Raw genomic sequence first — 14,730 nt, 5'->3', positions numbered from 1 at the left:
TAAAGGATTAATTAATGTTTAAAAAAGCAATATTGATCCTGACAAGGGGAGTGGGAGCATACCAAATGTACGACTATTAACCCGGAATATGTTTTTTATCAATAGTTTAACAATTAATTAATGAGCTTTAGCCCAAGTGGTCATAAACTTCGAAATTTTCGTGGTAGCGAAAGGTGTTTTCTTTGTATATCCAATCTAAAACCAGCCGCCATTTTCCGGTCTGGCATGCGCTGATTGGAATTTCAGGTAAGCCGTCATTATCGATTAAAATCGTGTGTTTTTACGGCGAAATTGTATTCAATTGGAGCAGGTTAGCCGAGCCTTTGTAAGGGTGGCTAAAATTCAATTTTAAGAATTTCTTAATGCGTCTATTGAGCTGGGATGCTCCAATATGCTCCATTCGTACCAATAACCATATTCTAGTCATTGAGTATAACTCTTTAATTTAGTCAGTTTTTTACCGCGATAAGTTGGCTGAATAGGTCAGTGCAACCCGCTAAACGTTTTTTCCAATTGGTCAGAAGAAACTGTACAATTTTTAAACTTCGTTTTACGGTGTAGCATGACAAACGGTTTCTTCGTTATTCATTAAACCGCGCTCCTTTCTTATCTCCTGGTGCAAATTAATTACAGAAACGCAACCTGGAATAATATTATTTAAAGGGTGAACATAATGCTCACCCTTTAAATTAATTTTGTTGGTTTATAGTAAAAGCTGATCCTATTTTTCCTTCACTATGACCAAATAATGGGTTAGAGCGCCCGTGGCAGAATCTGAAAGATTTCCGCCTAATGTGACTGGTCCGGCTGCATAGTCTTTAGCGTACAAATCCAAGGAGGATATATTAGGGTCAGTAACTCCTACTTGGTCTGTAGTTTTAGTCCAGCTTTGCAGCCATGCTGGTATCTCTTTGGCACGCGGATCGTAAGCAATATATACGGTAGATGCTCGGTTAAGATTAAAAGATAGGTAAGAGCTTAATGTGTTTATTTTATCGTCATTAAATGTCTCAATTATTGGGTTTTTAAGCAAATAGCCAGGTGTTTTAGTCGTTATTCGATAATCTCTGTCAGTATAGTAGTTAGCGCCTGCAATAAAGTTGTTTAACTTCAGTTTAGCGCCTGTAGCTGTGGTTATATCAGTTACCAGCTCAGGCGTGGCTAACTTGATGAAATTTTCAGCGGCAGGTCTGTTAATCCACTCGGTATACGGTGTTGCCCATTTAGCGATTCCATAGTATTCTTCGCCCCCGGTCTTATACGGTTCATCAAAAAGTTCGTATATCAAAAATGCTTTAACGGTGGGGTTAGCTTTACATTTAGCAATAAAGCTGGTTAAAAACGAGTTTTGATCAGCTTCAAAAACGCTCATGTTGCCTGGCCTTAAATTAACCTCGGTGATCCAAATAGGTTTACCGGGGAAGATTTTGTTCAGCGTAAGGGTAATATCAGTGATATTTAAAGAACTTGAACGCTGAATCGCTGCTTCCATGTCAGAATACCAATGGTAAGCCAAAATATCAAAGTTAACACCATAATTCTCACAGAATTTAATAAAGCCCCAGTGCACCCAACTTGCCGACATCATGGTTTGTGCATCGGGGTCGTTAGCATGGATACCATCATTCATGCCTTTAAGGTAAGATGCAGTTACGCCTATCTTTTTTTGGTCATAGTCTTCCGCATAGCGGCCATCCTTGCCTGCATTGATTATGTTAATACTTAAATCGTTACCCATATCGTAATACTTAAATACTGATCCATATTTGGCAGCAAAGTTACCACCAACATTTTTACCCTTTGTATATGCAATCGCTTCTGTATCGTCGTAATCAAGCGTACTTGTATACAGCATAGGTAGTAAGGTAATATTACCCTCTTTAGCTGCATCCAGCAATGGCTGCAACCTTTGTGGAACGGTGACCGTACCATCGCTTGTTGACCTAACGTTTATACGATAAATGCCCATGCCCATTTTCTTGATCAAACTTATTTGATCGGCAGCCGATACGCCTAAGTAAGCTTCGTCTCCAAGAGGGTGACCATTCACACCTAATACAAAACCGGGTGATAAATCTGCCATTGACATGTTTCCTGTTGCTGCTAACGCCGAAGCCGTTAGCTTCACAGAAGAAGCTTCCGAAAGAATTGCTGAGTCTTTTTTACACGATCCGATTGTTAAGCCGACAGCACACAAAAGTGCGATAGTGCTTGTGAGATTTTTTTTAATCATGGGTATATTTTTTAATCATTGAGTAATTACTTTTGAGAAATAGCTGCTATTTTATGTGCTGTATTTGCACGAAATGTAGAACTAAGTATATGATTGTGATAGAAAACGCCGGGGGGCATTCCAGTCAATATGCTCTGCGTCACTATTTTTATTAGAGCATAGCAAATCTGCGGCATTTCAGCAGCCGATCTATTACACAATTCTTTTAATTAATTACATGATTCACACTTTTGTAATCAAGAAGATCACTATGACTTTGTCAGATAATAAAATGGCTGCCAGGACTAGCATAACACATGGGTGACGTTGTCAATGGTTGGTGAGTCTGCTGTTGCTATTTCTATGCTGGGAAAGCAGAAAACTATTACACATGCTCATTCCGGAGATGGAAAAACACTAGATAAAAATGGGACGGACTTGCTGTCTGATCTGTTGTGCTCCATGGCTTATTGATTCGCCGGAGAATGCGTATAGTTAAATTAACGGATTCTTATCACTAGCTAAGAAAATATCCTATACCTGATCACCCATCTATCATTGTAAGCACCAGAGCAGCTCTGGGTGAATGATATAACTTGTATTCGTAGACTGGAGGGCTTCAGTTATTGAACCTGATCACAGATGCTTATTCCAGAAAGATTGTAGGATACGAACTGCATCCCAGTATTGCAGCCCTGAAAATGGCAGTAGACAGTAGCATGCGTATATCTCCATCTATCCTGATCCACCATTCTGATCGTGCAATACGATATTGCTCCCAGAATTGCACAGCTCTGCTAAGCCAGCGCAGGCTCGCCATCAGTATGACTCAAAGCGGCAGCCCTTAATGAAAATATGCTTGACGAGTGCGTTAATAAAATTGTCAAGAATGAGTTCTTTCCTAAAAAGGTAGACCATGAACCATAAGGATGCGAAGAAAAGCCTTGCAGTGATCATTGGCCATTACAACGATAGGCGTCCACACGCAAGCTTAAGCTTCCATACACCAGAGCCGGCTCATGGCATGTCAGGTAAAATCAATAAGCGTTGGAAGGGATATCCGCGCCTCAAAAAAAGAAAGGGGTAAAGTCAGGTTACCAACATTTGTGGATGTGCTGACAAAAAGAAAAAACGAAGCAAAAAACGCATTAGGATAAGGAAAACTGAAGGAGTTTGCCGCTTGCTAACACGCCAATAATAACAATAAGACGTAAGCTTCCAGCTTTTATGAAAATAAAAACGGTACCCTTGTAAAGTAGAATCAGGATCAAGGAATATTGGTGTAAACTGATTCCAGTATTACTATTTAAAAACGACCAGCTATATCAGGACGAGACAGCGTGAGTGCAAGTTCCGAGGCCATTGATCGCCTTATTTCGAAAATGCAATAGTCGAATCCGCTACTCTTTGACCAGGCTAATTTATTGATTGAAACAAATGCTTGAAAGAATCGACTACACAAATCGGTGCTCTTAAGCCTACGGAATTGGATGGTCAAGCGTTTCGACTCTCCACCTAAGCTTCCTGCCATTAAAAATAGTTGCTTGTCTTGAAAAAACCTGTATAATCGATAAATAATAATGATCTCTAACATGTACCACCATAGAACCCCGGCCCGACTACACGATAGCAACCTGTATAGTTTAAATTGAAATTGGGATGAAGTAATAGATCCATCTTCTTTTTTATCACAGTTAAACTAATACATTGGCTAATGATAAAATAAGCTATAAAAATTGTTGATCAGATTCATTTTCCAATTGTTTTATTCCGCTCTTCAATTTTGAGCGACGGCTGTAGCCATGGTATAAAAAATAAATACCTATGCCGTAAACCAGCATGGTTCCAGGTGTTACGATCTCTGTAATTTTTTTTGTAGAAATCACCTTTGTCGAGGTGTAAAAAATATATCCGTATAGCAACACCAAAGAATATGCTACGAGGTAAGCAAGTATCAAACCGACTTCTTTATTAATTATACCAATTTGATAGTGAATTAAGATTTTTATTCTGCTCCATTCAGGTGGCCCGATTTCGCTATCAGCCTTCCATAGGAAAACTAAAAATAGTACAAATGCAACGATCATTAAACCCAATCCCATTTTGAAATAGAGCATCTCAGTTGATGCGGTTCCGGTATACAGGTTTAGAATTTTGTTTATCAGCATGGCAAAATTTAAAACGATCAGTATGCCTGCCCAAAATAGAATGTTGTGAAAGCGCTTGTGATGTGCCTGAATATAGGTATCTAATTTTTCATCGGAATCAATTTTTACCTGTTCGTTTCCATCAAATAAATTGTTTGTATTCATCAGTCAGCGGGGTGTAGATAATCAGATCTCTACAGCCGATAATTTCGTTAGCGGAAACGATGCCAGTAAACGTTATTTAAAATTAAAATATTGATATACAAGTCTATATAATTAAATTTAGAAAACAGACATTTTTTTCCAAGTTACAGTTTTTCATAATGAAAAGATTTTTTTCATTCTGAAGCAATATCGAAAACCTAAATTTGAAGTGTGAACGATATAAATTTAAAAGGCAATGACCAAAGTAAGGATCCAAACGTTGTTAAGGACATTAACCAAAATTTTGTAAAATGAGATTTCTTAAAAACTATAACAATGCACTCTTTACAAACAATATTTTATTAACAGCCACCTACTTAGATACAACTTTTCCACCTTTATCAATCGCTGTAGATTTTCGCCTTTTTTAAAGAGAGGTTCCTCATGAAAATAAGATAATATTAATTACGTAGATTGGATTTTCTATACCGTACAAAGAACAAAAAACCAATTTGGATTTTTACATAGCCAAATTTCGATCACTAATATCTACACATGGCTTTAGTCAGTATAAAAAGCAGATGATGAGTTTTTGATATTTGGATTACAAGAACACGAAGGTATTCATGTGACTCATTATCACTATTCCATCATTTCTCGAGATTCTCATTTGATAGCATACAGACAAGACACGACGCCGCTCCTATAATATAGTTTCTTTAATTTTATCAGCTATGCCCTGTGGACTAAGAATAAAATCTGGGTGGTCAGCTGAGATCAAAGCCTTAGGCAGATATGGAAATTCAGCAGTTGTAGGATTTTGAGCAATTACAGTGCCCCCGTTTCTGTGAATTTCTTCTGCGGCCTTGACTCCATCATCCCCACAACCGGATAGAAGAATGCCTATGGCATTATTCTTAGCATCCAATGCTAAGGATAAAAAGAAGATGTCAATGGCATGGTTTATTATTTCTTCAGGACGTCGGTCTCTTAAAGCCAAACGCCCTTCGCTGATGGTCATAATTTTATTTTCAGGAAGAATATAAATATTTTGAGGTTTTATTTCAAGGTCATCAATTGCCCAAACTATAGGGATAGTTGTAAGTCTTGATAGTATGGTATTAAGATTGCTTTTCTTAGTAGGTAGTAAATGTGGAACCAAAACAAATGCCACATTACTATTTACTGGAATTAACGAAAATAATTCAAGTACCGCAGGAAGACCTCCTGCAGAATACCCTATGCCAACTACTGAAAAACCAAAACCCATTTTATATAAATTTGTTACAATGAACAATGGCTATACGGAATAGTTCTAGGCCAAGTCAGGTTATTAATTAATCCCTATCCAGAGACCAATTCAAACGAAAGGTCAATCTTAATCAGCCGCGCGTGTAGATGATAGTGCTCTCAAAAATAGATATCATTTCCTTATAATGTAGAGAACAATCGAAAGTGCTGATTTTGATGTGGTAAGGTCATCTATCGTATCATCTTCATATTCGACCGTTTCTTGATATTTTGTATTAATGATAAAAACAACCCTTTAATTGGAGATTCCGGAAGGCTTGACCATCCTATTCCGTAGGCTTAAGAGCACGATTTGTGTAGTCGGTTCTTCAAAGTCATTTCTTTCAGTCAATATATTAGCCTGGTCAAAGAGTAGCGGATTCGATTATTGCATTTTCGGAATAAAATGGTCAATGGCCTCGGAATTTCCATTCAATACACCGTTTCGTGCGAATGTTAGATAACTCGAAAAATTAGGATTTGAATATTGTCCGTATTATATTAGATTGAAAAGGCATCCTTATGATCCTTTGCAAAGTCTAGGAATGAGCGCGGTTGGGCATTGGTAATGCGTATAACTTCTTCATTTAAATCATTATCGTGATTTCTTGCTACTACCTCTGCGAATTGTTCAATAAGGCCGTTGGCAAACCAACGGGACAGACCCGAAAGTCTTAATATGATGCGGAAGACAAATGAAGGTAGATTTACATAGCGTACTTTCCTACCTATGATTTCCGATAACTGGAAAGCGATTTTTTTCATGTCCAGCATCTCGGGGCCATTAAGATAGTAAGTAGCACGCTTATGATAATTTTCTGTCAGTACCTTCAACGCTACCCGGGCAATGTCTTCGGCATCAATATAACCTACAAGTCCATTACCCGCTACCTGAGGTAATATGCCTTTTGAGATGGGTTTAGATAAAGTCAGGAAGTTTTGCATAAACGCAGTTGGTTTAAGTATTGTCCATTCTACGCCAGACTTACGAAGGTAATGATCAATTTCAGCGTGAGACTTTGCCCATGGTACTGAAGACTGTAGATTGGCATCAGAAGCCGAAATTTTAACAATGTAGGTTATACCTTCTTGTTTCGCACTATCAATGGCATTTTTTTCACATTGCACTTGATTCTGAGTAGGAGGACTAGTCAAAAACAAACAATTACAGCCCTGCATAGCTGCTCTTAAGCTTTTAGAGTCTTCAAAGTTGCCTAGAACAGCCTCAATACCTTGTTTGTGAAATTTTTCTAGTTGCTCTTCTTTTCGGCACATTGCACGATAGGGTTCATTGTTGTCAGCTAATAATTGACAAAGCTTTTGTCCAATGACACTTGTTGCACCAGTAATTAAAATCATAAGTTGTTTTTTTATAGTTATAGAATTTGTTTTGATAATGTCAATCTTGGGGTACGTTTAAATAGGCCTGATAGGCTCTATATTTATCCTCTGGTCATAACTGTTTATTTCGGCTTTTAATTCTTATTTCAATGGTTATATACATACAGTATAATCATTTTTCCTAAAATGACTATGAGTCACTTTTTTAAAAAAAAAATCAAGTGCTCATTCCTGCTACTAATGTCTCGGCGTATAATTTTAGCAGTTCTTCCCGACTTATTTTTTCAAGGTCTTCAATAAAAACCCGCTTTGCTTCAATAAAGTTCATCAATCCCATACAGCTTCCCCATATCATGTAAGTACAGTATGTAGCATTTAATTCTTTCTTAATTACACCTGATTCCTGACAGTTGCTTATATGTTCTGTGAAATAGTTTCTCAGTTCTCTACTGATCATTAAATAGTTTTTAATGCTACTGTTAAAGTCTGGTCTTTCCATATAAAGAATGAGCTCGAAATATTTGGGATGGCTTAAATAATATTGATAACAAGCCATGATTAAAGCTTTTGTAGCTTCTAGCAGGTTCTTTTCGTTTTCAACCGCAAGTTTAAAATGATCCATTAGCAGCTCTATGGCTTTCACGCTTACTTCCGCAAGGATATCGTCTTTACTTTTATAATACTTATAAATAGTCCCCTTGGCCACATCCAAGTATTCTACTATTCGGTCAACCGTAAAATCATGGGCACCAACTTCTCTCAATACATGATCTGCTGCATTGATAATTTGCTCTTCTCTATCCAATTTTGGAAGGTGTTTTGATTTTACTTTCATAAATTGACTGTTAGTCATTTTAGACATAATAACTATATAATTTAGATTTTGTTTGTGGTTTGGATATTCCGGGAGGCTTGACCAGGCTATTCCGTGCCTTTTTGAGCACCGAGTTGTGTAAGCAATTAAGAAAATCCCAGTTAATAATCAATATATTAACATGGTCAAAGTGTTACGGAATTACCTGTTGGCTATTCCGGAATGGGGTGATCAATGGCTCCGGAATGTCCACGCGGACCGGGGATCGCGCATAGTAGGCTATTTTTTTCTAATTAAAAGGCGCCGCAAATCTTCATCCATCACAATGTAACTGAAATAAGTAGCATAATTAAAGTAGAATTTACAGGTGCCAATGTCTGTTCCGTGTGAAATTTATAATAAAAATTAGAGGCTCTAAAGCGTGCCTTCCTCGCTCCAATTGCTGGTAGGGCTCTAACCTCTTGCGTATTAACATATGGGGAAGGCCAAATTTGAATTTCCTCATAATGCCTTTCTCGAAAAGCAATAAAGATGTACCGAGCTTTCAAGTGAAATATATAGGCAGTCCCAAATTTTAACTAAAAGGCATCATGGTTATTAATAATTAAATATTTTTACCATTATTTATATTTTTTAAAATAAAAATTAAATATTTTTCAAAAATAGAACATTGACTTTTTTGCAACGTGTAAGGAACCATAATTTAATCCTAATAAATTTATACAATGAAAAAAAATTATGTAACTCTGGGCATTGCCCTCTTCGTGTTAACTTTTTCAACTGACACATTTGCACAGGCTTCTGCTACAGCAAATGCATCAGCTACGATTGATACGCCTATCAGCATTTCAAAGTATAATGATATGAATTTTGGTAACGTAGCAACGGATGGAACGGTTGGTACAGTTATGCTAGATAGAGTTTGTACAAATTCTTAATATTTATAGACTAGCAAGGTGAACATGAAGAAATTGAAGGAGTCAATCGTTGCTAAAGAGAAAATTGCTTTTCAAGACGATGCTAAGAATAGCAAAGCCGTACAACCGGCTTTCCTCAATTATTATGAAGTAAATCATGGGGTAGATTTAAAAACTACAAATGATGAATTTGACCAATTTGAAAATCAACGTCACAGCAATCTAAACGAAATATCTGAATATAAATATGCTTTAGAAGAAGCAACAATTATTGCCATAACTGATCGAAAAGGAACCATAAAAAAGGTAAACAACAATTTTTGTAAAATATCGAAGTATACAGAGCTAGAATTAATAGGACAAGACCACCGAATTATCAACTCAGGGTATCATTCAAGACTATTTTTTCAAGATTTATGGGCAACTATTGCCAGTGGTAAAATATGGACAGGTGAAGTAAAAAACAAAGCCAAAGACGGAACCTTTTACTGGGTAGATACCACCATTGTACCTTTTTTGAATGAAAAGGGGAAGCCTTACCAATATTTAGCCACCAGAGTAGACATTACCCATCGGAAAGAAGCAGAGGAGTATCTTATTCAACGGACAGCCGAACTTGGAATTGCCAACAAAGAACTTGCTTTTCAAAATAATGAAAAAGGGAATCGGGCTGCAGAACTGGTTATTGCAAATACAGAACTTGCTTTTCAAAATAATGAAAAAGCGAATAGAGCAGCAGAGTTGATCCTTGCTAATATAGAACTTGCCTATCAGAACGATGAAAAAGGGAACCGGCAAGCTGAGCTGCTTATCGCCAATAAAGAACTTGCTTTTCAAAATAATGAAAAGGAAAACAGGGCTGCCGAGCTTATCCTTGCTAACATAGAACTTGCATTTCAAAATAACGAGAAAGAGGATCGGCACGCAGAGCTGCTCATCGCAAATATAGAACTGGCCTACCAGAATGACCAGAAAGAGAAACGTGCAGCTGCCTTGATCGCACTGTCAGCAAATTTAAAATCCCAGCAGGAAGAATTAAAGGTAGCGAATGATCTGCTAACGAAGCAGGAAGAAAAGGTTCGAATTATTAACAAAGAACTGTTACAGCTAAATTTAGAACTGGAAGAACGGGTGGCTGACCGCACCAAAGCCTTAACTGAAAGTGAGATTCGGTTTAGGACCATGATGGAAACCATTCCTCAGATTGCATGGACAAACATACCGGATGGTCAGGTTACTTTTTACAATCAGCGATGGTATGATTATACCGGACTGGATCGTACCAGAAATAACAATGGGGGACTGGAAACGGCCATTCATCCTGATGATTTAAAAAATGTTCTCAGTCAATATAAATCCATAAGACAAACCAGTGAGGGCGGGGAGTTACAGATTCGCTTAAAGCGTGTAGACGGACTTTACCGGTGGCAATTATTCAGGTTGATGCCCGTTCGCAATGAAGATGGTACGGTCCAGCTTTGGGTTGGTACGGCAACTGATATACAGGAACTTAAGTTGTTACAACAGCAGAAAGACGACTTTATCAGCATTGCGAGCCATGAGCTTAAGACACCAATCACCAGTCTTAAAGCCTCCTTACAACTGTTAGATAAAATCAAGGGTAATACTTCTTCTACTATGAATGCTAAACTTTTAGGGTTAGCTAATAAGAGCTTAGACAAAGTCAGTGTGCTTATCCAGGATCTATTAAACGCCAGTAAAGTAAATAATGGGCAGCTGCACTTGACTAAAAAACAATTTTCACTATCTACAATGATTGATGATTGCTGCGCTCATTTACACACAGAAGGTGTTTATACTATCCGAACTGAATATCATCATGAAATTCAGGTTATTGCAGATGAAGGGAGACTTGACCAAGTCGTTGTGAACTTTGTTAACAACGCTATAAAGTACGCTTCGAGGTCAAAAGAAATTTTGATCAAAATTGAAAAAGTGAACGATATGGCTAAAGTGTCTGTAATTGACAATGGCCCAGGTATTTCTGCTGAAAAAATACCTCACCTTTTTGAACGTTATTATCAGGCAGATAGTAAAGGTAGCCAGTATTCCGGTTTAGGACTAGGTTTATATATTTGTTCGGAAATTATTAAAAAGCATTTTGGAGAGATCGGCGTAGATACCGAGGTAGGTAAAGGAAGTGCCTTTTGGTTTACAATTCCTTTAGCTTAGTTTCCTTAGTATTCATCCATGCTTGCTACCGGCATCAAGCTCTTACTCAATTTTTCAGGAACGATTTTGATTTATTTGTCGTTGAGCTCAAGCCTGCGGTCTATAACTCCGATCTTGCTTAAATGCTATTATCAAACATTGCCATGAATTGGCTTCCATTTCGATAACCTTTCATATACTTAATGTTAACCAATGACTACATCGCTGATACTATTAAACAACATATCCGGATATAATTTTTTCAACTCTTCAGGCTCTGCTGTTTCTGCAGGCTACTGCCACTACCAGGATCCCGACTTTACTACTTGCTATGATATCACTTAGACCGTGACCAACGTATATGATTTCTTCCGCACGACTAGTTAGGATAAAGATTATATTCCCATTAAACCCTACTTTCCTGATAGTCGATTGTGAGCAAATGCCGACGCCTTTAAGCAAAGTAAACCGTTCCAGATAAGCATTAAGTATCTCTTTTTCTTTTTGCTTATTATCATAAACCCATTCCATTATTCAAATCAGAATTTTAGTTTTTGATGATGACTTTTTGATAATTTGGAGTACAAAAAACGAAGGTTTTTGCGTAACAACTTATCATTATTCCACTATTTCTGATGATGACAATTAAAACTTACTCTTGGTAGCCAGTAAGTGAATAAAGAAGGAAGGTAACATATCTTTTTATTCTAATTTACATTAATAAAGCTACGATGAATTAATATGCATCTCCGATGATGCTCTATCATAAGCTAGTATAGGCTTTGGCAACTGAAAATTAAAATAAATCTACAATTGTTTTATTAGATTTACATCTGTAGTAAAATAAACATCGCTGCTATATGATTTTTGCAATAGTTTGCCGAGTCTATGGCATCTTGAATCTGGATAATGCCATATAAAAATCAAAAGGCATCTCTACCAAATAAAACTATACACAAAATCTGGTGAGTCTTTCATATCCATTTCCAAACCAATTACCCGAAACTCAGACTGCTTACCGAACCAAACTTCCTATTATGACATGATTGAAATTATCAATCATGTCGAATCTTTTGGTTCCTTAAATAATAAATTCGAATCGATCGACACAGTAAATGTAACCCTGAAGTGGATTGCTGAATATTAAAATGATTTCATTTTCGCCCACTTACTGAAATTACCAGAAATACTAACGAACCACGCCTAATGGATGCTACTTCTAATAATTGGTTATTGCTCTCAGTAAATTATAAAAATCAACTCGGCGAGTTGTATGTTCCATTTTCTTTTTTTCGAGATGGAAAGAACTTATTCCACTCGAGGAGGTATCAGTCTGCGTTTTGTACATTCTATATCATGTTAAAGTATAATTTTAACGAGAAGGGTTGGTGAATCGCAAGCGATGCGTATAGTAGAAAAATATGTTTAAACAGTAGTATAAATAAAACCCTAAGATCGATAAATATTATCCTGTGCATTATCAGTGGTTAAATAGTGAATTATTTAGGAGAGGAAAACAATATGATACTGCGGAATTGATTTTCCTAATAAACAGGTCTCGTGATGAGCTGTCCCATGCAAATTATAAGAACAAAAACAGAAATGTCTTCAATGAGCATCGTTTTTTTCCCTTTCGTTCATCGTAATGGCAATTTGCCAATTCGTTTGCATTAAAAAAAGATTGCTACCAATTGTTAAAGGGTCAGAAAAAGATGGCTCTCTTGAAAAATAGTCCTAGTAGTAGTAGCTAATCAACGGCGATGTTTATTCGGTGAACCGTCGCTCCTCCGCAAAAAAGGCAGGCGATTGCTTACAAATTCAATTGATAATATGTTTGTTCAACACGGTAGTCAAATATTCTAGATTTAAAGGTTTTCTCACAAATGCATCAAACTTAAAGTTTCCAATGTCAATTGCTGTTTTGCTATAGAATGACAATAGTACAACAGGGATCATTTTTGTATCCTCATTTGTTTTAATGATTTTGCATATCTGACCTCCAGTCAAACCCCGCAACATGTAGTCTGTAAGGATCAAATGTGGCCGGTGTATGTTCACTAAGTTGATGATGTCATCAGTTTCACTAACTGTGGCGACTTCAAAGTCATTGATTTTTAAAACCATCGCGGTAATTTCTAAAATGTCCTTGTCATCTTCAATAATAAGTATTCGTCTCTTCATTAATGTGTATCTCCAATTATATTTAAAGAACTGTAATGTTAAATGTTAAAGCCTTCCATAACTTGCATTGTAAGTCCACCGACAGACTGGAGCTGTTCGGATCTTCCTTTGAGATTTGGATTAATTATTTTTATCCTATTTCCTAAATAACGACCTCGTGTTAATATTTTGATCTGATAATTTGGTTATTAGCTTTAAAATAACTGCATTAGTAGATCGATCACCAATATAAGTGCCCATTCTTAGACTGACTTTAAACATGCAAAATTTCACCTTCTGACTATGCTTTAAATAATTATTCGGAAAGATAGTGTATATATTTTACAAAATTAGACCACAATTTGGTACATTTATGAGACTGAAAATCTCTAATAGCTTACTGTTAAAACAATTCATAGACTCAGTTTCCATATAAGTCTATTAAAATTATTTGCTCATATAATAACTAAGACTGGATGCAATTTTTTCTGGCTTGGTAATTGGCTTTAAGCTTGTAAATAGTAACATTTATGGACCAACATCACGGACAAATTGTAGAATATGTAGTGAGGAAGAATGGTTACAGTATAACCGATCTAGCTACCCAATTAAATGTCAAAAGGAGATCAATCTATAATTATTTCCAAACGCCAAATCTTAAATATGACATTATCTACAAAATTGGACTAATCGTTAGACATGATTTTTCAAAGGAGTTTCCTCATTTATTTACCACTGACCAGTTTGACCTAAAGAAAAATAGGCGAGACCAAAATTTCAAATCGCTAAGTGAAGAAAAAAGTGGTTCTGACTTCTGGAAAGATAAATATATTAAGCTGCTAGAAGTTTACAATGGTGAATTAAGAGTACGGATGATTAATAAAATTGGTAATTTAGAAATATCGGCTTCAAAATAAATTATATTATTCATTAAACTAAATTTAATGAATTGTGTCTAAGAGAAGAACTGAAGAGCAGGGGTGTTCTTTAGTCAATAGTGAGACTCTTCGGATAGATTCCGAAGAGTCTTTTGTTTATAGAAATCACCAATGATCGTGTCAAAATAAGGCTTTTATGAGGGCTGTTGAGTTGCCTACTGACCGTTTCAATATTCATTCACATATACAAATGAAACCTTGATTATACACAATTATTAACCCCGGTTCAATCCTATGATTTAAACGGAAGTACTTCTGATTAATCAATTGCTCACACAATTAAAGATGTGCCTAGAGCCTTTCAGATAATAATCTTAATTGAAACGTCAACGTCCTGATACAATAAGCCTTTTACCAAAGTAGAACCGCTGGTTAAAAGACTAAATATTTGGTTAATTGTATTTTGTAAATTTGCAAAAACGTCATCTGGTATTATTGTCACTTCTATTCCAATTAGGCGTGGGTTATACAAATAAACACCTACTGTCGGGACCTTTCAACCTAAACCTTATCACATTGACGGAAAGAGTCCATAAAAAAAGACATCCAAATTTATGTTAAAAAGTTCGCAAAAGAAACCGATTTAAAGGAGTGG

The 14,730-nt window shown here is 36.4% G+C and carries 10 protein-coding genes; 3 read left to right on the top strand and 7 right to left on the bottom strand.

Annotated elements, in window-relative coordinates; genetic code table 11:
- Window positions 1–721: 721 nt before the first annotated feature.
- The 5 genes from A0256_01070 to A0256_01050 form a co-directional block, all read right to left on the bottom strand.
- The gene (locus A0256_01070; GenBank protein AMR30105.1) at window positions 722–2,089 is read right to left on the bottom strand and encodes a hypothetical protein; all 1,368 of its coding nucleotides are present in this window, start codon (window positions 2,087–2,089) and stop codon (window positions 722–724) included.
- Between the two features lie 1,850 nt (window positions 2,090–3,939).
- The gene (locus tag A0256_01065; protein AMR30104.1) at window positions 3,940–4,524 is read right to left on the bottom strand and encodes a hypothetical protein; all 585 of its coding nucleotides are present in this window, start codon (window positions 4,522–4,524) and stop codon (window positions 3,940–3,942) included.
- A 682-nt stretch (window positions 4,525–5,206) separates the two neighbouring features.
- On the bottom strand, window positions 5,207–5,773 hold the full coding sequence (locus tag A0256_01060) for a hypothetical protein (GenBank protein ID AMR30103.1): 567 nt from the start codon (window positions 5,771–5,773) through the stop codon (window positions 5,207–5,209).
- A gap of 521 nt (window positions 5,774–6,294) precedes the next feature.
- Window positions 6,295–7,152, bottom strand: coding sequence for an NAD(P)-dependent oxidoreductase (locus tag A0256_01055; protein ID AMR30102.1), 858 nt, complete (start codon window positions 7,150–7,152; stop codon window positions 6,295–6,297).
- Between the two features lie 199 nt (window positions 7,153–7,351).
- On the bottom strand, window positions 7,352–7,987 hold the full coding sequence (locus tag A0256_01050; GenBank protein ID AMR30101.1) for a hypothetical protein: 636 nt from the start codon (window positions 7,985–7,987) through the stop codon (window positions 7,352–7,354).
- Between the two features lie 686 nt (window positions 7,988–8,673).
- Between A0256_01050 and A0256_01045 the strand changes: the two genes are divergently transcribed.
- Complete coding sequence (locus tag A0256_01045) at window positions 8,674–8,886, top strand: hypothetical protein (protein AMR30100.1); 213 nt, start codon at window positions 8,674–8,676, stop codon at window positions 8,884–8,886.
- 24 nt (window positions 8,887–8,910) lie between these two features.
- Window positions 8,911–11,058 carry a hypothetical protein gene (locus A0256_01040; protein ID AMR30099.1) on the top strand — a complete coding sequence of 716 codons (2,148 nt, stop codon included), beginning with the start codon at window positions 8,911–8,913 and terminating at the stop codon, window positions 11,056–11,058.
- A 249-nt stretch (window positions 11,059–11,307) separates the two neighbouring features.
- Here the strand turns inward: A0256_01040 and A0256_01035 are convergent, their stop codons facing one another.
- Together A0256_01035 and A0256_01030 are read right to left on the bottom strand one after the other, a co-directional pair.
- The gene (locus A0256_01035) at window positions 11,308–11,568 is read right to left on the bottom strand and encodes a hypothetical protein (protein ID AMR30098.1); all 261 of its coding nucleotides are present in this window, start codon (window positions 11,566–11,568) and stop codon (window positions 11,308–11,310) included.
- A gap of 1,287 nt (window positions 11,569–12,855) precedes the next feature.
- Complete coding sequence (locus tag A0256_01030; GenBank protein ID AMR30097.1) at window positions 12,856–13,218, bottom strand: hypothetical protein; 363 nt, start codon at window positions 13,216–13,218, stop codon at window positions 12,856–12,858.
- 509 nt (window positions 13,219–13,727) lie between these two features.
- On the opposite strand from A0256_01030, the gene A0256_01025 reads away from it, so the two are divergent.
- Window positions 13,728–14,114: a hypothetical protein gene (locus A0256_01025; protein ID AMR30096.1), complete on the top strand. Its 387-nt coding sequence runs from the start codon at window positions 13,728–13,730 to the stop codon at window positions 14,112–14,114.
- Window positions 14,115–14,730: the final 616 nt, after the last annotated feature.

This window comes from Mucilaginibacter sp. PAMC 26640, assembly GCA_001596135.1.
Classification (GTDB): Bacteria; Bacteroidota; Bacteroidia; order Sphingobacteriales; family Sphingobacteriaceae; genus Mucilaginibacter.
This window is presented reverse-complemented; position numbering and strand designations above follow the sequence as displayed.